Consider the following 20,282-nt stretch of genomic DNA (forward strand, 5'->3'; position numbering starts at 1 on the left):
ATAGCAATTATAATATACCTGAATTAATAAAAAATTCAAATATTAGTGGAACTTTATTCCAAATTAGCTAATATGATTAATAATAATAAATATTTTATATTTCTAAGTCAACCCACTTACCTTGTCTAAATCTATGCCACAAACCTAAAAATCTTGAGGCTTGGTCTGCTAAAACACCCATCCAGATTCCTTGAAGTCCAAGACCTAAAACATTTACAAAAAATAGGGTGGCCGCTGACCTTATTAAAGTTATAGCAATAAGACTTACTGCAAGAGTATATTTTACATCTCCTGCAGCTCTTAGGCATCCTCCAAATATAATTTGAGATATTTGGAATATCACTATAAATATTAAGTAGAATGTTATGATTGAACCCATTTCAATTATATGAGGATCATCAAAGAACATCATAAAGATATTTTTCCTAAAAAGAACAAGAATAATTGATATTATAACAGAAATAGTTAGACCTATTTGTTGACAAGTTTTTCCATATATAACAGCATCCTTTTTAAGCTTTGCACCTAAAGCTTTACCCGTTAGTGCAACCGCAGCAACTTGCATACCATCACCAAATGAAAATGATAAGGAAAGTAGGTTCATACCTATATTATGAGCTGCAAATTGATCTGTACCAAGCTTTGCAGCTGTAATAGCTGTTACTAAAAATCCAATCCTTGCTGCTATATTTTCAACAAATATATTTGAACCAAGTCCTAATATCTCTTTAAAAATAGCTTTTGAAAAGTGAAGCTTATCTCTAACTATTAACCTAAATGACATAAATGAACTTCTCCTAAATAGGGAAGATATGGACATAAGTGCTGCTACAAAAGTTCCTATAACAGTAGCAAGAGCAGCACCCGCAACTCCCATTTTTGGGAAACCAAAGTTTCCATTAATTAGTAAAAAGTTAAAACAAATATTTACAATAGAGGAGACTACATTAGTAGTAAAGGCTATTTGTGTGTTTCCCGAACCCCTTTGAGCTGCATTTATAGTCATAGATATTACATTAAAGATTAATCCTGCCATAATTATTGTAAAATAATCTACAGCCAAGTCATGAGTATCTTTTGAACTGCCTGCAAGCCTTATAATTGATGGAGTAAATACAACAAAAATAGTTGAAATTATCATACACAAGATTAAAGCAAATATAAGAGCTGTCACCATAGTTTGATTGGCCTTATGCTTATCCTCTTCACCTCTACGCCTTGCAACCAAAGCTGATACTGAAACACTGATAGCTATAAAAAATGAAAGAGCTATAAACTTAGGTTGAGTTGTAAGACCTATAGCTGCAACTGCGGATGAACCAATGCCTGATACCATAAAGGTATCTATGATACCAGCAAGTGAAATAAAAAACGACTCTAATACAGAAGGCCAGGCAATTTGTATGGCCCTTTTAACATACTTATTCTTAATCAAAATAATACCACCATTCTTTCTAAATATTTTTAAAAATCTCTCCTATATCTATATCACTTGTCTTTGGATCAATTTCCATTTGCTTTTTGAGAATTTTCTCAATCATTATCCTAGTTTTTTCTATAGATTCAATAAAGCTAAATCCAGCAAGGTAGAAATTTATAAATAAGGCATCGAACAAGTCACCAGTTCCTCCAAAGGAATGGGATATGTATTTAAATTCTACTTTAATAAAATCAAATTCCTTAGCATAGATGTAAAATTTATTTCCTTCTTTAACACTTGTAATAATGAGTTTTTTCCCAAAAGATGAAAAATAGTCTAAAAGGGACCTAGGATTGTCAAACTTATAATCAGTCAAAAGGCTTGCTTCAGTAAAATTAGGTAAGATAATATCAGCTACGTCTAAAATATCCTTGTATACCCTTATTATAGATTCATCCAAAGACTTATACAAAGAACCCTTGTCTCCCATAATAGGATCGAGAAAAATCGGACACTTATAATCTTTTACAAAGTCTTTAATAATATCTACCTGGTCTTTTTTTATAAAACCTATAAATATAGCATCATAGCTTTTTTCTTGTTCTTTAAATACCTTTAAGGTATTTTTTAAATAATCACTTTGTATAGAAATTTCTATAGGACTTATAGAAAACTTATTTGAAATTAAAGCTGTAGGAACAAAATCAACATTATAGGTATAAAAAGAAAGCACATCCCTAACAAGATTGCCCCCTATATTTCCACAGGATAAAAAATCACTTATAAGTAAAATCTTTTTAGCGCTTCTCTTTACCATTAAAACTCCTTTTAATTCTTTATATGTTATCATTATAGTGATTATTTAAAAAATAAGCAAATATTAAAGAAATATAAAGGTTTGACAGAATATATAATATTTGTAAAAAATTATTAATAGCAATTAAATGGGATTTTTTCTCACAATTGGTTATAATTATAGTATGAAGAATAATATTAAAATTAGTAAAGAGAAATACAAAAAAATAAAAGAAATCCTTAATAAAAATAGGTTTGTGAAAAAGACTAAGTCTTCAATAATAAGTCTTATATTTTCTAGAGTTGGTATTTATGCCTTTATAATATGCTTGCAAATATTCCTATTTTTCTATTTAATTAACTACATATCAGTAGATGCGACGGTAATTTTGGGATCATCAGTGTTACTATCTGCAATCTCACTTTTAGTAATTCTATCTATGGATATAAATCCATACCAAAAACTCTCCTGGTTTTTCCTAATAGCAGTAATTCCAAGTTTTGGAATTATATTTTTCATCTTATCGAGAATAGATATAGGAAAAAAGTTAGAAGAATCCTCAATCATAGATAGCGAAGAAGAAACAAACTACCTACACACCGTAGATGATGAACTTGTACAAACTTTAAAAAAAGAAGATAAGGAATTTTATAGGCTAGTCAAATATCTAAATGATTATGGATCTTTCCCAGTTTTTGATAATAATGAGGCTAAATATTATAGCGTAGGTGATGATGCTATGCCTGATATAATAGAGGCTATAAGAAGTTCCAAAGACTTTATCTTCTTAGAATTTTTCATAATAAATAAAGGTTATATGTGGGGAACCATACTTGAAGAACTTACCAAAAAAGCAGCTCAAGGTGTTGAAGTAAGATTGATGTATGATGGGACAAATGCCATACTTAGGCTTCCAAAAAATTTTCCTAAGGAAATGGAAAATTTGGGGATAAAATGCAAAGTATTCTCGCCTATCTATCCAATCATATCTACCTACTATAACAATAGAGATCATAGGAAAATCTTGGTAATAGATGGCAAGGAAGTTTTCACAGGTGGGGTAAATCTAGCAGATGAATATATAAATGTAGAAGAAAGATTTGGTCATTGGAAAGATACCTTTATAAGACTAAGGGGAGCTTGCGTTCAAACTTTCACTATAATGTTTTTACAATTATGGGATGCAGATGAGAAAGAAGATTTAAAAAGATACTTAAAAACCTATCCTAGAAATGGAGAAGGTTACGTCGTAGGACTTGGAGATAATCCTATAAGAAAGGAAAGATTTTTTAAAAATGTCTATATGCATATCCTAGATACAGCCAAAGACTATTGTTATATAATGACACCGTATCTTATTATTGACAATGAGATGATGAAATCTTTGACTTTTGCAGCAAAAAGGGGGATAGATGTAAGGATGATTCTTCCTGCCATACCAGATAAGAAAATTCCTTATTATTTAGCTAAGTCCCATTATAAAAAATTAATAGAGGCAGGAGTAAAAATATACGAGTACTCACCTGGCTTTATTCATGCTAAAACTTGGGTATCAGATCATAGGGAAGCGGTAGTAGGATCAGTAAATCTGGATTTTAGGGCACTTTACTTAAACTTCGAATGTGGAGTATACCTTCATGATCACCCAGTAATTTCAGATATACTTGATGATTTTAAAGTATGCTTTGACATATCAAAAAGAGTGAGCATGGAAGATGTAAAGAAATATCCACTTAACAAAAAATTAATGGCAATACTAGCAAAACCATTTGCTCCTTTGATGTAGAGCTTAAAAAAGATTCGATTTTTATCGAGTCTTTTTTTTGACTTTTTTTTAAGACCTGTTATAATTAAATCAAGAAGTGTATGGAGATATACCATACACCACACAATCAAAAGAAGAAAGGAGGGCCTATGTTTGATTTAAATCTTTCAGCTGAGATTCCTTTAAACGAGCAAATAGTCGAAAAAACAAAACTTATGATAGCCAAGGGAATATTAGCAAACGGAGATTCTATGCCAAGTGTAAGAGACTTATCAAAAAGTCTTCTTATCAATCAATCAACAGTACAAAAGGCTTATAACAAATTAAAGGAAGAGGGAATCTTAGTTTCTAAACCTGGACTTGGGACTTTTGTTTCAATTGATGAAGAAAAATTTGATTATGAAAGGGAAAATATAATAAAAGACCTATATCAAATTTTTTTAAAATGTAAGCTATATAATATAAATTTTGACAAGATTAAAGAAATTTATGAAAAAACTAGGGAGGATATATGATTTTAGAAGTAAAAGATTTATCTAAGTCATTTGAAAGTGAAAGAGTCTTGGATAAGCTAAGTTTTAATCTTGAAGATGGGCAAATCCATGGACTTGTTGGAAGAAATGGTTCAGGTAAAACCACACTTCTTAAGATTTTAGTGGATATTTTAAATATGGACGAGGGGAGTCTTAAAATTTTAGGTAAAAGCTATAAAGAAGATAGGCATATAATTGAAAATATAGCATATTTGCCTGATAGGTTTGATTATTTTGACTATGATAGTATTTTAAAGATTAAAGATTATTATAAAATACTTTATCCAAACTTTGATGATAACTTTTTTAAAATAGAACTTAAGAAAAACAAGATAGATGGTAAAAAAACTTTGAGATCTTTTTCTAAAGGTTATAAGAATCTTATTGGACTTTTAGCGATTATAGCAAGTAATGCTAGAATTGTTCTACTTGATGAAATCCTAGATGGTATGGATGTCTTAAATAAGGAACTTATAATCTCTTATATTCTTGATATGAAGGATCAGGGAAGAACTGTCCTTGCCTCAAGTCACGAACTTGAAGAATTAGCTAAAATTGTTGATGTTTGCCTATATCTAACAAAAGATGGAAAGATTAGAAATATATCAAAGAGTAAGAATTCTTTCATAAAAGTTCAGATAGTTGTAAAAGATAAGCTCGATGAAGCTATCCTAAACCACTCTGTCCTAAGGTTTAATATGGGTAGGGTTTATGTGATTTTACTTGAAAATAAAGACAATATAAGGAATATCTTAGATGAAAATAAAACAATTGTTCAATATGACATCTTGGATTCAAAGATAGAAGATAGCTTTTATTGGGAGAAAGGAAGGAGTAAATAATGACAGACTTAAAAAAACAAGGTCAAATTCTTTTAAAAAGAAATGGTTTTTGGATATTACTAACCTTTTTACTAGCCTTACTTTTTACAGGAATAATCCAAAACAATTCACTTGATTCTACTCATTCGACCTTAATTGCCAATGCAAATGACCTTAATTTGATGGGTGAAACTGGTAGAAAATATAGTCTTGATACAAGAATTGATAAGAAATTCTTCGATGAAAATGAAAAATTATATGAAGAGCTTTCTGAAAAATATGAAGTTGATAAGTATAAAGATTTTGATTACAATGAGGCAAGTGAAAAAGAACAGAAAGAGTTTGATGAGTATAATTTAAAAAATGGAGAGTACCTAAGTAGCTTAAAGTCTTATAAGTTCACTAAGGAAGGACTACTTTTTAATAGGGATATGTATATGTTTGATGGCTTGGGAATTGTTCTGGTTCTAGCTTTAGCCTTTCTATTTACTTCAATGGAGCATGCTACAAGCTATTATGAATTCTCTAAGATGTATCCTTGGTCAAGAAAAAAAGACTTTTTGATGAAAGTTCTAATAGGAAGTGGGATAATATTTATCTTTTCAATCCTATCATCTATCCTTTCTTATATGATTATAAGCACATCTAACTTTGATATATTAAAAATAGGACTTGGCTTTATTCCAGCAATATTAAAAAATATTATCTACCTTTTGGTAATGTTTGTGATATTTATGTCAACTGGAATACTTGCAGGAAATGTCATAGGTCACTTTGGTCTAAGTGTAATGTTTTTATTCTTCCTAGACCTTCTAGATTTAATCTTTGCAAATATTAAAAATATATTTACAGGTGGATTTGAATGGGAAGGTGGAATCTATTCTATAATAGATAGGATATTTCCTGAAGGAAATAGGATAAATACAGTAATTAGGACAATACTTAGACCGATTAATGAATTTGACCGTACAAATGCGAGCCGTTTGGGCTTATTAATCTTTTCAATAATAGTATTTTTCATCGCCTTAAGTCTTATAGATAGGCTTAAGACAGAAAATTCTGGAATAATGATAATGATAAAGCCTATAGAAATTCTTGCAAAAGTTATGATAACTTTACTTGTAGCAAGTTATGGGACATTGATATTTCAAAATTCGGTATTTGATGGCTTCTCAATTGTAAATATCTTTATATTTATAATTCTCACATATGTATTTATAAAGATATTTAATATCTTATTTAAGCTGAAATTAAAGGTATAAGATGAAAAAGAAAATATTACTTCTCCTAAGTCTTTTCTTACTGATAGGGTGTCAAAATAATAATTTAAAAAAGAAAGAAGCTTCAAATGAAGAAAAAAGTCAAGATTATAAAAAAATAGAGATAGAGCAAAAGTTTGTTGATATGCCAATAAAGACAGGAAAATTAGGGGAATTCTATGAAATATCAATTCAAAAAGCTGAAGAGATTTCAAAAAATGACTTGTCAAGTGAAAAGATTCTTTCAAAAGATAAAATAAATGAGGATAAATCCTATATTATTTTAGAATATATTATAAATGACCTAAGACCAAATCCGGACTATAGTACAAAATCAAACTACACTGAAAATATAACTTGTAAAAGTTATGATGGAGAAATAGTCAAAAAAGAAGAAATATCATCTTCAAAAATAAATCCTATAATTAGAGAAATTATAGAAGTAGAAAGTGTTGGAAAAAAGATTGATATAAATTTTAAAGCAGAAAAAGATGAACTTGATATGAAAGTAATATTATGAAATGGGGCTGTTTAAGAAATAATTCTTAGACAGCTCTTTAATTGCTGATATTTACTTACAAATTTGGTAAAATAGTATATACAGATAGTTTAAGGAGTGATATTATGGCAAAAGATAGATTAACTTGGGATGAATATTTCATAAAACTTGCCCATATGGTTGCTATGCGTGGGACTTGTGATAGGGCTTATGTAGGTTGTGTAATAGTAAATAGTGAAAATAGAATAATTTCTACTGGATACAATGGCTCAATCAAGGGAAATCCTCACTGTGATGAGGTGGGCCATACTATGAGAGATGATCACTGTATAGCAACAATCCATGCTGAGATGAATGCTCTTTTATATTGTGCAAAAGAAGGAATATCAGTCAAAAATGCCAAGTGCTATGTGACCCATTTTCCTTGTCTTAATTGTACTAAATCACTAATTCAAGCAGGAATTAAGGAAATTTATTATTCAAATGCATATAGGGTAGATGATTATGCTTTAACACTTTTGGAAAGAAATAACATAAAATTAAAGCAAATTGAAAATAGAAGTTGAAAAAAATGGGATATAAAAAAAGAAAGATTGATATAATTAGGGAATTTCTAAACCTAAATCTACTGATAGATGCAAGAGAAGTTTTTAAGAAAAAAACTGACAAAACACAAAAGGACATAGAAAGAGAACATAGGTTTGGCAAAAATCTTAGGACATTATTCGAAGACTTGGGTCCTGTTTTTATTAAATTTGGTCAGCTCTTATCGACTAGAAGAGATATATTCTCAGAAAATATAATAAATGAACTTGAGAAACTTCAAGATGAGGTAAAAGAAGAAAACTATGATCATATAAAAGAAGTTATAGAAGATGAATTCGGTAAAAAAATAGAAGAAATTTACGATGAATTTGATAAAAAGCCTCTAGCTACAGGCTCTATTGCCCAAACTCACCTGGCCTATCTTAAAGTCGGGTCAGCAAGGAAAAAAGTTGTGGTAAAGGTTCAAAGAAAAGATATAGATAAAAGAGTTAGGATTGATCTTGAAATAATAACAGACCTTTATAAAAGGCTTGAAAGAAGACTTGAAGGAATTAAATCATTTAATCTTGGTGAGATAATAGAAGAATTTAAAATTTCTTTAAATAAGGAAATAGATTTTAATATAGAAAAAGAAAATATCAAAAAATATAGGGCCCTAAACACTCGAGATGATGATCTTAAGGCACCAGATGTTTATGAGGATTATTGTAGGGGAAAAGTCATTACTATGGAATACATAGAAGGAGAGTCTGTAAGATCTATCTACAATAAAAGATCAGATATAAGAAAAAAGATAGGAGAAGATATCATTAAAGCTTATGTAAATCAAATGTTCTCCTATGGTTACTTTCACGCAGATCCTCACCCTGGAAATATATTCGTAAATGATAAGCTTGAAATTTATCTTTTAGATTTTGGGATAGTTGCAAGTCTTTCTGAAAATTACAGGTATCAGATAATGAAAGTGTTTTTGGGAGCAAGCTTCAATGAGGTAAAGATGATAACTGATGCCATTATAGGTATGGGTCTTTTGGAATTTGATTCTAAGCAAATATCTGACTTTGAGAAAAGAATACAAAGACTTTTGGATAAGTATATGGTAATTAGTTTAAATCAAATTAAGCTTGCAGACCTTATAAATGATTTTTATACTTTACTTGTAGATTATTCGATTAAAATTCCATCGGAACTTACAAACTTTGCCAAAACAATCTTTACTTTAGAAGGTCTTATTGAAAAATTAGTTTACAAGGAATCTTTCATAGAACTAGCTCTACCAATAGCAAAAAAGATGGTATTTAAATTAATAAATCCTAAAATTGTATCAGATAGACTAAGACCAAAGCTTTATGATATATATTCACTAATAAAGGAGTTTCCACAAAGTTCCTTAAACATATTAAGACAACTTTCAAATGGTGATTTTAGGCTAATAAATCAGAAATCTATAGAAGAGAAAAAATCATATGAAAATGTAGAAAATAAAAAAAGTCAAGCACTCATATTTATGGGTTTATCTATGATAATATCAACAACTATAATATCACTTATTATCTTAGGATACAAAACAAGGTCTATGGAGGCCTTTTTAATCTTAGTACTTAGCATAAGTCTTGTAATGGCTTGTGGAATACTCATAAATATATTTAGAAGGGAAAATTAAAGGATAAAAATGAAAACAAGTAAAGAATTTATAATAGAAAACTTTCTAACAAATAGTGACGGCTATCTTAAAATGAAATATCTATTGGGACTTATGTTTGAAGTATCCTTTGACCAAGCAGATAAACTAGAAGATAAGAATTTAATGAAAGATAAAAGATGGATAGTCTACTCTTGGGATATAAAAATAAATGAGCCTATAAAGGCACGTGATAAGCTTAAAATAACAACATTTGCCATAGATATGAAAAGATTTTATGCTAATAGAAACTTTATTATAGAAAGAGATGGAGAAACTATAGGACTTGCTTTTTGTTCTTTCTTACTTTTTGATTTAAACAAGATGAGAGCTATAAAAATTCCTGATTTTTTAATAAAAGCATATGGGAAAGAAGAACCGGCTTATATAGGAAAAAGACAAAAATATTCCAAAAACTTTGAAGAAGCTCAAAAAATTTATATAAGAAAAAATGATATAGACATAAATGGTCATGTAAATAATGCATCTTATATGGACCTTATAAGGGAAATATCAGATATCAAAGACCAAGATATAGGATATATAAATATAGTCTATAAAAATGAAATTAGAGATAAGAACTTTGTTCTTGGAGAAATTGGAAAAGAAGAAAATGAAGAATCTTATAGGATTATAAGTGAAGATGGGAAAATTTACACCTATGGAAAGATAGGAAGAAGAAATGTATAAGAAAAATTACGGAAATATTCCAAATAAAGATAAAATTCACTACTACCTAATAGAAAGTAATGAAAATTTAGGAGAGTGGGTTTCCCATTCAAAGCTTATAGGAAAAAGTGCAAGAGACATTGCAGATAAGATAGGGCTTGATAAAGATATTGCCTACGCTATAGGCTCTCTTCATGATATAGGAAAAAGCAAAAGGAAAACAGGTCTTTCTCAGATAATGGAAAGCTTCTATATGCTTCGTAATGAAGCCTACTTTTTTCCTGCAAAAATTTCCATCAGTCATTCTTTTATAATAAAAGATATCAAAGCATATGTAGGAGACGATAATATAGGAAAAAGAGATAGGAAAATATTAGAAAATTTTTTAATATCTCACGATTACAATGACTATGATAAATTAATTCAGCTATTAGATAATTCAATAACAGATACATTCGTAGGGATAGAGAAAAAACAAGAAATTCTAAAAGAAAAATATGGTAAGATTCCTTTTGAAAAAGAAAAATACAAAATCTTAAAAAAATACGAAATGTATTTTGAAGAAAAACTTGGAGAAAAAATTGAATATTTCTTAAGAAAGAATGGTCCTTTATCAAATGGTCTTGGTAGACAAAAATAAACACAATCAAGAAGCAGGAAGTAGAACATGCTACTTCCTGCTTTTTGATTTCTTAAAACTAAAATTCTAGTCATAAAAATTATAGTCCTAAAATTAACAAAAGCTCTAAAACCAATAGGATTAAATAGCCTTAATAAAAAATGTAAATGATTAAATAAGTATACTTTTTTCAATAAAAAATCGCATTATTAAAAGTATCATCTACTTTCACCAATACGATTTATTATAGACTAATATTATAGGATAGTTTACAAAGTCTCTAGATGTCCAAAGATTTGTTAATTGCGGAACTTTGGATTTTAATTAAAGTAATCTGGATATTTGTTGTTTAGAATTTTCATATCATCTATAAGTTCTAGTATGTGGCTTGTTATTAAACGGGAAGCTTCTTTTGGAGAGTTATTTTTTATTAACTCTAATATATTTTTATGCTCATCAATATAATTTGTTTGTCTAATATTAGCTTTTAACCTTAATATTCTCATTCTTATAAGATATGAAGTATTATTCTCTATTATTTTTGGGATTTTTTTATAATTTAGCTCTTCAAATATTAATTCGTGAAATCTATTATCTAATTTTATTAACTTTTCAAAATCATTAGTTTGATGTAACATTTGCTCTTTTTCAATTATTTCATTAAACTCTTTTTCAAGTGTTAAATTTCCTTTTTTACATATTTCTATAACTGCATTTTGTTCTAAACTTGACCTGAAAAATAGCAGTTCTTTTGACATATCTATATTTAGAAAAGAAATAAAAGTACCAATTTGTGGCTTTATATCTAAAAGTAAGCTAGAGTTTAAGTCAATGAAAGCTTCTCTAACAGGAGTTCTAGATAAATTTAAAAGGTCAGATATCTGATTTTCACTTATTTTTTCACCAGGTACTAAATTAAAAAACAAAATATTGTATCTCATATTTCTTATTACATAGTCTTTTGTTTTTTCTCTATCTTTTCTTTCTAATATTTTAAAATTCATTTTATCACCTCTTATATTATATCAGAATAGTTTGTATTTTAGGAAATATGTAAAAAAATATTTTTTTCTTGACATCGTTTTACTTTGATGCTATTCTAATAATGTACTAGTATACTAGAATTCAAGATATCAATAACGGAGGATACGATGAAAGCAGTAAGGATTAATAAAGTAGAAAACTTAGAAATAGTAGATTTAGAAGAAGTTCAAATAAAAGAACCTGATGATGTGAAAATAAAAATCAAAGCTGTAGGAATATGTGGTTCTGATGTAGGAATATATAAAGGTTCAAATCCTATGGCAAAATATCCCAGAGTAATAGGTCATGAAATGACAGGAATTGTAGAAGAAGTTGGAAAAGAAGTTAAAAATTTTAAAAAGGGTGATAAGGTTGTAGTTGATCCTGTTATAAATTGTGGTGAGTGTAAAAACTGCAAAAATGGAAGACCAAATATTTGTGAAAATCTTAAAGTAAGAGGTGTACATGTTGAAGGTGGATTTAGTGAAAAGATTGTAGTAAAAGATTATCAAACTTATAAAGTTAATAAAGATATGCCATTTAACAGGAGTGTACTTATAGAACCATTTTCTATAGGTTTTCAAGCAAATAGAAGAGCAGATGTTAAAAAAGATGATGTAGTATTTGTTATGGGAGCTGGAACAATAGGTCAAACAGTAGCCAGAGTAGCTCAATATTTTGGAGCTAAAGTTTTCACATCTGATATGGATCAAAAAAAACTTGAAAGAGCAAAGAAATTTGGAATGATTCCAATAGATGTTAATACTCAAAATCCTATCGAATTTATTAAAGAAAATAATGAAGGCAGACTTGCTGATGTTGTAGTAGATGCTATATGTACTCCTAAAACATTTGAAATAGCTGTAAAATCAGCAGCAAGTGCTGGAAGAGTTGTAAATTTGGGCTTTTCAACACAACCTTCACAAATAGCATCAGTTGATATTACTTCAAAAGAATTAGATATTCTTGGTTCAAGATTAAGCAATAAGAGATTTCCTGAAGTAATTGAGGCATATAATACTGGAAAATTATCATTTGACGATTTAGTAAGTCATGAAATGGAATTTGAAGACGCTGAAAAAGCTATAAAAATGATTATAGATAAAGATGTATATACAGAAAAAATAGTATTAACATTGGAAAACTAAATCTGGAGGATAGAAATGAGAAAGAATAAATTATTTAGCTTAATTGTAGCAATATTTTTTTTGTTCTCTCTAACATCATGTAGTGATGATACTTCTGGTAATGGTGGCCAGCTTGTAAAAGTTGCCACCGTTGTAGCTCCTACTCATCCTGTAAATATAGCTATGAGAGAAGTTTTTTTACCTATGATTGAAGAGGAAACTAATGGTAGATATAATGTTCAACTATATGATTCTGGTAGACTTGGAGGAGAAAAACAACTCTACGATTATACTAGATCAGGAATTATTGAAATAACTGCAGTAGGTACTGTTATGTGGTCTGAAATAGACATGATGGCTACGCCAGATTTTCCATTTATATTTAGAGATGTAGAACATGCTAGGAAAGTATATGAAGGAGAAATTGGTGATGAGATAGCTAAATATTTAGAAGATAGAGAACCACTTAAGTTTATGGCTTGGGCTCCAAATGGAGCAAGAGTGTTTTCTTCATCTAAAGATCTCAAAAAAATAGAAGATTTTAAAGGTCAAAAATTAAGAATGCCTAATAATCCTATCCACGTTAAATTAGCTGAGTCCTTAGGTGCAAACGTTGTTATTATGGATATGAGTGAAGTATTTACTTCGTTAGAACAAGGAGTTATTGATGGACAAGACAACCCACTATCAACATTTAGACAAGAAGGATGGTATACTGTTTCAAAAGATATATATGAAACAAATCATATGGTATCCTCTATAGAAATGTTGGGCAATAAAGAGTTCTTAGATAGTCTGCCTAAAGAAGATAGGGAAATTTTTGAAAAAGCAGCAAAAAAAACAGCTCAAAGAGCTTGGGATATATATGAGAAAAGTATAGAAGACGATAAGGAGTTCTTGAAAAAAGAAGGTTTAAATATAACCGAACCTACAGAAGAAGATAGACAAAAAATGAAAGAAATGGCTAAGCCAGTATATGATTATTTATATAAAAAATATGATTGGGCTGAAGACCTAATTAAAAGAATTGAACAAGTAAAGTAGGAGAACTAAATGAAAAAGTTTAATAAAATATATAAAGCTATTGATATCTTATTAGGAATAATGATGGGGATAATGGTAGCGTTTGTGTTCTTGAATGTAGTTTTAAGATTTATTTTCAATACAGGACTTGCTTCTTCAGAGGAGATATCAAGATATACATTTGTATTTATGACATTTATAGGTGCAATAGTTGCTATGAGAGAGAACGAACACCTAAGTGTGGATATGTTAGTAAAAAGATTTTCTAGAAGAGGACAACTTATATCTTTTATTATAGTAAATTTGATAATAATTGCTATGATGATAATTCTGTCACTAGGATCTATAAAGATGGTAATTCAAAGTTCTGGAGCAAGAACAGCTGTTCTTGGAATCCCATTTTCATTCTTATATTCTATTTGTATAGTTTCAGCAGTTTTAATTGGAGTTATAGCAATCGAAAAAATATATACTGCTATTATAAATCCAGATGAAATTGATTTTTGCGAAGATGATTATATAGAAAAGGAATTTAAAAAAATTGATAATAAGGAGAAAAATATATGACTCTTATAGTATTTATAATATCTTTATTAGGCTCCATGGCAATAGGATTGCCTATAGCATTTGCCCTGATTTTTAGTGGTGTAAGCATGCTTGCATATCTTAATGGTTTTGATGTTCAAATAATTTCTCAAAACATGTTTAATGGAGCAGATAGCTATTCAATGATGGCTCTACCATTTTTTATGCTTGCTGGAGACTTAATGAATAGAGGTGGACTTACAAATAGATTAGTTGATGCTGCTGGTGCATGGGTTGGCCATTTTAGAGGTGGTCTGGGATATGTAACAATAATTGCAACATTGCTTTTTGCAAGCATGGTAGGCTCAGCAGTGGCTTCTACAGCAGCTTTAGGTGGAATATTAATACCGATGATGGTTAAAGCAAATTATGATAGAGATGATGCGACTGGTCTTGTAGCTGCTTCAAATCTTTTATCACCAATTATGCCACCATCAGCACCAATGATTGTATTGGGTGTAACAGCTAGTATACCTGTATCACATTTGTTTTTAGCTGGAGTAGCACCTGCAATATACATATCTATAGGATTATCTATAATGTGGTTTATAGTGGCTAAAAAAAGAAGTGTAGCCCCTCTTCCTAAAGCTCCTGTAGAAAAAAGAATAAAGGCAACGGTTGATGCAATATGGGCTATTTTAATGCCGGTTGGAATTTTATTGGGTTTGCAAACAGGGGTTTTTACTCCTACAGAAGCAGGTGTGGTTGCAGTAGTTTATTCAATGATAATAGGGCTTGTAGTTTATAAAGAGTTAAAAATTAGAGATTTAATTGAAGGATTAATATCTTCAGCTAAATCGGCTGCTACGATAATGTTCTTAGTTGCTGCTTCCGCAATTTCATCATGGGTAATGACTGTTGCAAATATTCCATTATTAGTTTCAAATTTATTACATCCTTTTATAGGGTCCCCTAGAATTTTAATGTTTATAATACTAGGATTAATATTAATAATTGGTACAACTATGGATGTAAATCCAACTATACTAATATTAGCACCAGTTGTTATGCCAGTTATAAGAGAAGCAGGAATTAATGAAGTGTACTTTGGAGTAGTATTTGTAATATCTATAGTTATGGGGCTTCTGACTCCACCAGTAGGGACGGTATTAAATGTAGCTAGTGCTGCAGGTGGCATAAGTATGGAGAGAGTAGTAAAATCAGTTCTTCCATTTTTACTTGTTGAAGTAATAATTATAGTTCTTATGATTATATTTCCACAAATAGTTATATTTCCTTTCCAAATTTTATCTGGAGTTTAAAATTTATTTCTTATTCTAAATAAAGGTGGTGTTGCAGAATAGAATTATCTGTTCTGTAACATCACCTTTCTTATAATCTAAACTATTAGTATATAAAAAACTTATACTTTCTTAAATTTGTATTTAAGTTTTTGAATTTTAAAAACATATATTTTTCTTGCAAACGTTATAAATATATGTTAGAATAAAAAAAGAAAACGAAAGGAAATGAAATAAAACGAAATGTTTTTAGAAGAAAGGCTTAGTTTTATCACTAATAAATTAAATGAAAAAAATAGGGTAAATGTATCTGATTTATCAGAACAACTTGAAGTTTCCGAAGTAACTATCAGAAAAGATCTTAAAGAACTTGAAGATAGAAAAATAGCTATAAGGACTCATGGAGGAGCTATAAAGGTTAAGGAGCATGTATTAGAAAATCCTATAGATAATAAAATTTTAGATAATATAGGCTTAAAAAAAATTATAGCTAAGAAAGCTAGAAAATATCTAAGAGATGATATTACAATTTTCTTAGATGCTGGGACCACTACTAGAATGCTAATAGAGTATATATCTAAACTAAAAAATGTAACGGTTATTACTTATGATTTAGATATAGCTACTCTTTTATCTAAATACAATTCTATAAATACATATTTATTAGGTGGTTATATAGAAAAGAAAACAAGGACTTCTTTGTCTATTGAAGGATTTCAAAATTTATCAAGTTTTCATGGGGATATTTGCTTTATAGGTACAGATGCCTTTGATGATGACTATGTTTATTCTACCTCTGAAAATAAAGGGAAAATAAAAAATATGATGATTGTTAATTCGGAAATAAGCATTTTGTTATGTGATAGTACTAAGTATGGAAAAACTGGCTTATACTCATTTTATAAAAGTAAAAATTTCGATTATTTTATAAGCGATAAGAAAATAGAGGGGTTAAGCAATGTATAAATTTTGGAGGCATATATGAGTGAAGTTATTATTATAGCTGATGATTTAACAGGAGCTAATGCTAATTGTGCTTTAATGAAGAGTATAGGATTAAGAGCTGCAAGCGTTACTGGAGATGACATTAAACATCTTGATGAAGATATTGATGTTTATGCATTTACAACAGATTCAAGAGCTATGACTAAAGATCAAGCTTATAGAAGAGTATATGATAGAGTAAGAAAATTAAAAAAAGAAGATGTAATCTTATACTCAAAAAGAATAGACTCTACCTTAAGGGGAAATCTAGGATCAGAACTTAGGGCATTTCAAGATGCATTAGAGACTAATAACTTAGCTATATGTGTCCCGTCTTTTCCAGATTCAAAAAGAATTGTAGTAAATGATTTTATGTATGTTGATGGAGTTCCTTTAATAAATACGGATGCTGGTAAGGATTCAAAGATATCAGCTGTTTCAAATTTTGTAACAGAAAATTTTAGTAAGGATTATAAAGGTCAGATAGTACATATTTCTATAGATGAAATAGAAAAAGGTATAGAAAATATTAGTAAAAAAATTATCGAAAACAAAAATAAAGACTTGATAATATTTGATGCAATTACTAATAAGCAAATAGAAAATATTGCAATTGCAAGTGTAAGTACTAATATTAGATTTATTAGTGTCGACCCGGGTCCATTTACAAAAGAAGTTACTAAGGTGATGTATAAAAAAAGTAGTATTAGTACTAAATCTTTAGCCATTATTGGATCGGTAACAAATGTAACCATTAATCAGATGAAAGCCTTATATGGAAACTTTGATATTTTTAAAATAGAAGTAGATCCTTTAAAATTAATTGATATAGATCTAGCATTAAATGAAATTGATAGATGTAGTCTTTTGGCTAAAGAAAAGCTAAATGATAATAATCTCATTATTATAACTACTACACCAGATGATGTTTCTCAAAGATTAAATTTAAAGGAAATATCTGAAAGTAGGGATATGAGTATAGATGATTTGTCCTTAATGATATCAAGAGGACTTGCAAAAATTGGTAAATCAATAGTTACAAAAGATAAATCGATTTCAGGAATATTTTCATCGGGAGGTGATGTAACGATAGCAGTAACAGAAGAATTAGGTAGTCAAGGAATAGAAATTAGAGAAGAAATAGAGCCTTTAGTAGCGTATGGAAGACTTATTGGTGGAGAAGTAGATGGTCTAAAAATTGTTAGTAAGGGTGGAATGGTAGGAAGTGACTCGGTTATGGTTAAATGTATAGCTAGATTATTAAGCAAAGGAGAATAACATGAAAAAAAGTAGAATTGCAGTAACACTTGGAGATCCAGCAGGAATAGGCCCAGAAATAGTAGTAAAGACATTTGCTAAAAAAGAATTATATGAAGATGCAGATATAGTTTTAGTAGGTGATAAAAATGTAGTAGAAAAGGCTCTAGAAGTTACCAAGCTTGGTTTAAAAATTAATGTAATAGATCATGTTAAAGATGGTCTATATGAATATGGAACAATAGATTTAATAGATCTTAATAATATGAGTAAAGACTATGAATTCGGAAAAGTTAGCGCTGAATGTGGTAAAGCAGCATATGAATATATATTTAAAGCAGGGGAATTAGCGATGAATGGAGAGGTTGAATCAGTAGCGACATCACCAATTAACAAAGAATCATTAAGAGCTGCAGAAATACCTTTCATAGGTCATACAGAAATGTTTGAAGAAATATCTAAAGTATCAGATCCTCTAACAATGTTTGAAGTTGAAGGTCTAAGAGTTTTCTTTTTATCAAGACATTTATCTTTGAGGGATGCCATAGATGAGGTTAAATATGACAAGATTTATGAATACATTCAAAGATGTACAGAAGCAATGCATAGGTTAGGAGTAGAAGGAACTTTAGCAGTTGCTGGACTTAATCCTCATTCAGGAGAACATGGCTTATTTGGATATGAAGAAGTAGATGAGATAATTCCTGCAATAGAAGATGCTAAGAAAAAAGGATATGATGTTGTAGGACCAATAGGAGCAGATTCGGTTTTTGCTCAAGGGCTTCAAGGAAAATATGCAGCTGTATTATCACTTTATCATGATCAAGGTCATATAGCCACAAAAACATATAATTTTATGAAAACTATATCTCTAACAAACTCTATGCCATTTTTAAGAACATCTGTAGATCATGGTACAGCATTTGATGTTGCTGGGAAAAATGTAGCATCAGAGGTTAGCATGGTAGAAGCTGTAAAATTAGCAGCTAAATATGGACCACAATTTAGAAAAAATTAGGAGTTTATTATGTCAGATAATAGGATAATAATTGCTTTAATAATTGGACTTATTTTATTAATAGGTCTAATTGTTAAGACAAAAATACATACATTTTTAGCATTAATAATATCAGCTTTGTTTATAGGTATTGCTGGGGGTATGCCTTACGAAAATGTAATAAAAAGTGTAACCGATGGATTTGGTGGAACTTTAGGTTCTATAGGAATAATAATTGGTTTTGGTGTTATGATGGGGCAGCTATTTGAAATATCAAATGCAGCAAAAAGGATGGCTCTAACTTTTATCAAGATATTTGGTAAGGGAAGGGAAGACTTAGCTATGGCAATAACTGGATTCTTAGTATCTATACCAATATATTGTGATTCTGGTTTTGTTATATTATTTCCTGTGGCAAAAGCATTGTCAAAGAATACAAGAAAATCAATAATAACATTAGGACTTGCTTTGGCTTCAGGTTTAGTTATAACCCACACTCTTGTACCTCCAACACCTGGCCCTGTTGGAGCTGCTGGAATTTTTGAAGCTAATGTAGGGGCAGTAATCCTATGGGGTATTGTTATAGCTATACCTATGGTTATTGCAACATTGTTATATGCAAGATTTTATGGGAAAAAGATTTATCAAATACCAGATGAGGAAGGCAATTGGATAAGGCCTGAGAAATCATCTTTAGCAGATATTAATGATTATACAATTGAAGATAATGAAAAAATGCCATCAACATTGATAGCGTTTTTACCGATTATAGTACCAATAATTTTAATTCTCATAAACACAATTTTATCAACAATTTCTAAAGTATCAGGATTAGAAATAAAAGGAATTTATTCTGCCTTGTCATTTCTAGGAACACCTATTGTAGCTGTAGGTATAGGTTTAATAATAGCTATTATTACATTAACTAAGGGCATGAGTAGAGATAAGGTAATAAAAGAGTTAGAAGTTGGGATACAATCTGCAGGAATTATAATTTTAGTTACAGGTGGTGGTGGAGCTTTAGGTAAAGTTTTAACTGAATCAGGAGTAGGGGCTGATATAGCTAATTCGATATCAAAGATGAATATAAACCCTCTATTGCTTCCTTTTATTATATCTACCTTAATTAGATTTATACAAGGCTCTGGAACAGTAGCCATGCTTACATCAGCTTCAATTTCAGCACCAATAGTATTACCTTTAGGTGTTAATCCTGTATTTGCAACACTATCAGCATGTGTAGGCTCACTTTTTTTCTCATATTTTAATGATTCATTCTTTTGGGTTGTTAATAGATCATTGGGCTTAACAGATGCAAAAGAACAAATTAAAGGATATTCAATTATATCAACTATAGCATGGGCAGTAGGATTTGTTACTATTGTTTTATTAAATTTAATATTTGGATAAAATAAAAAGTAACATTTATAAGTAGTC

Annotated in this window: 20 protein-coding genes; 17 read left to right on the forward strand and 3 right to left on the reverse strand. The window is 29.6% G+C overall.

The features are described from left to right. Positions 1-94: 94 nt before the first annotated feature. Positions 95-1,435, reverse strand: coding sequence for an MATE family efflux transporter (locus tag HV819_RS09705; protein ID WP_154540305.1), 1,341 nt, complete (start codon positions 1,433-1,435; stop codon positions 95-97). A gap of 19 nt (positions 1,436-1,454) precedes the next feature. Continuing rightward, entirely contained in the window at positions 1,455-2,237 is a 783-nt protein-coding gene (locus HV819_RS09710) for a PfkB family carbohydrate kinase (protein ID WP_229771212.1), read from the reverse strand. 163 nt (positions 2,238-2,400) lie between these two features. Between HV819_RS09710 and cls the strand changes: the two genes are divergently transcribed. The 9 genes from cls (at position 2,401) to HV819_RS09755 (ending at position 10,629) form a co-directional block, all read left to right on the forward strand. Then, a complete protein-coding gene (gene cls, locus HV819_RS09715; protein ID WP_176270085.1) occupies positions 2,401-4,002 on the forward strand; it encodes a cardiolipin synthase in 1,602 nt (533 codons plus the stop codon). Positions 4,003-4,130: 128 nt separating this feature from the next. Then, positions 4,131-4,496: a GntR family transcriptional regulator gene (locus tag HV819_RS09720; RefSeq protein ID WP_154540311.1), complete on the forward strand. Its 366-nt coding sequence runs from the start codon at positions 4,131-4,133 to the stop codon at positions 4,494-4,496. Further along, on the forward strand, positions 4,493-5,356 hold the full coding sequence (locus HV819_RS09725) for an ATP-binding cassette domain-containing protein (protein ID WP_154540313.1): 864 nt from the start codon (positions 4,493-4,495) through the stop codon (positions 5,354-5,356). The genes HV819_RS09720 and HV819_RS09725 overlap by 4 nt, the downstream gene beginning before the upstream one ends. Next, on the forward strand, positions 5,356-6,597 hold the full coding sequence (locus tag HV819_RS09730) for a hypothetical protein (RefSeq protein WP_154540315.1): 1,242 nt from the start codon (positions 5,356-5,358) through the stop codon (positions 6,595-6,597). Before HV819_RS09725 ends, HV819_RS09730 begins: the two co-directional genes overlap by 1 nt. 1 nt (position 6,598) lies before the next feature. Further along, positions 6,599-7,114, forward strand: coding sequence for a hypothetical protein (locus HV819_RS09735; protein WP_154540317.1), 516 nt, complete (start codon positions 6,599-6,601; stop codon positions 7,112-7,114). A 104-nt stretch (positions 7,115-7,218) separates the two neighbouring features. Continuing rightward, a complete protein-coding gene (locus tag HV819_RS09740) occupies positions 7,219-7,659 on the forward strand; it encodes a deoxycytidylate deaminase (protein WP_176270086.1) in 441 nt (146 codons plus the stop codon). A 5-nt stretch (positions 7,660-7,664) separates the two neighbouring features. Next, positions 7,665-9,302, forward strand: a complete 1,638-nt coding sequence (locus tag HV819_RS09745) for an ABC1 kinase family protein (protein ID WP_154540321.1) — start codon at positions 7,665-7,667, stop codon at positions 9,300-9,302. 9 nt (positions 9,303-9,311) lie between these two features. Then, positions 9,312-10,010 (forward strand): acyl-[acyl-carrier-protein] thioesterase, encoded by a 699-nt coding sequence (locus HV819_RS09750; RefSeq protein ID WP_154540323.1) that lies wholly within the window; start codon positions 9,312-9,314, stop codon positions 10,008-10,010. Next, positions 10,003-10,629, forward strand: coding sequence for an HD domain-containing protein (locus HV819_RS09755; RefSeq protein ID WP_154540325.1), 627 nt, complete (start codon positions 10,003-10,005; stop codon positions 10,627-10,629). The genes HV819_RS09750 and HV819_RS09755 overlap by 8 nt, the downstream gene beginning before the upstream one ends. Positions 10,630-10,928: 299 nt before the next feature. On the opposite strand, the gene HV819_RS09760 is transcribed toward HV819_RS09755, so the two are convergent. Beyond that, positions 10,929-11,612 (reverse strand): GntR family transcriptional regulator, encoded by a 684-nt coding sequence (locus tag HV819_RS09760; RefSeq protein WP_154540327.1) that lies wholly within the window; start codon positions 11,610-11,612, stop codon positions 10,929-10,931. 147 nt (positions 11,613-11,759) lie between these two features. Between HV819_RS09760 and HV819_RS09765 the strand changes: the two genes are divergently transcribed. The 8 genes from HV819_RS09765 (at position 11,760) to HV819_RS09800 (ending at position 20,255) form a co-directional block, all read left to right on the forward strand. Continuing rightward, positions 11,760-12,779: a zinc-binding alcohol dehydrogenase family protein gene (locus HV819_RS09765; protein WP_176270087.1), complete on the forward strand. Its 1,020-nt coding sequence runs from the start codon at positions 11,760-11,762 to the stop codon at positions 12,777-12,779. 15 nt (positions 12,780-12,794) lie between these two features. Then, on the forward strand, positions 12,795-13,802 hold the full coding sequence (locus HV819_RS09770; protein ID WP_176270088.1) for a TRAP transporter substrate-binding protein: 1,008 nt from the start codon (positions 12,795-12,797) through the stop codon (positions 13,800-13,802). A 9-nt stretch (positions 13,803-13,811) separates the two neighbouring features. Beyond that, positions 13,812-14,348, forward strand: coding sequence for a TRAP transporter small permease (locus HV819_RS09775; protein ID WP_176270089.1), 537 nt, complete (start codon positions 13,812-13,814; stop codon positions 14,346-14,348). Then, the gene (locus tag HV819_RS09780; protein ID WP_176270090.1) at positions 14,345-15,628 is read left to right on the forward strand and encodes a TRAP transporter large permease; all 1,284 of its coding nucleotides are present in this window, start codon (positions 14,345-14,347) and stop codon (positions 15,626-15,628) included. Before HV819_RS09775 ends, HV819_RS09780 begins: the two co-directional genes overlap by 4 nt. 222 nt (positions 15,629-15,850) lie before the next feature. Next, entirely contained in the window at positions 15,851-16,573 is a 723-nt protein-coding gene (locus HV819_RS09785; protein ID WP_176270091.1) for a DeoR/GlpR family DNA-binding transcription regulator, read from the forward strand. A gap of 15 nt (positions 16,574-16,588) precedes the next feature. Then, positions 16,589-17,869 carry a four-carbon acid sugar kinase family protein gene (locus HV819_RS09790; RefSeq protein ID WP_176270092.1) on the forward strand — a complete coding sequence of 427 codons (1,281 nt, stop codon included), beginning with the start codon at positions 16,589-16,591 and terminating at the stop codon, positions 17,867-17,869. 1 nt (position 17,870) lies between these two features. Beyond that, complete coding sequence (gene pdxA, locus HV819_RS09795) at positions 17,871-18,866, forward strand: 4-hydroxythreonine-4-phosphate dehydrogenase PdxA (protein WP_154540341.1); 996 nt, start codon at positions 17,871-17,873, stop codon at positions 18,864-18,866. A 9-nt stretch (positions 18,867-18,875) separates the two neighbouring features. Beyond that, entirely contained in the window at positions 18,876-20,255 is a 1,380-nt protein-coding gene (locus HV819_RS09800; protein WP_176270093.1) for a GntP family permease, read from the forward strand. Positions 20,256-20,282 lie beyond the last annotated feature (27 nt).

It is taken from the genome of Anaerococcus faecalis, assembly GCF_013371425.1.
GTDB lineage: Bacteria > Bacillota > Clostridia > Tissierellales > Peptoniphilaceae > Anaerococcus > Anaerococcus porci.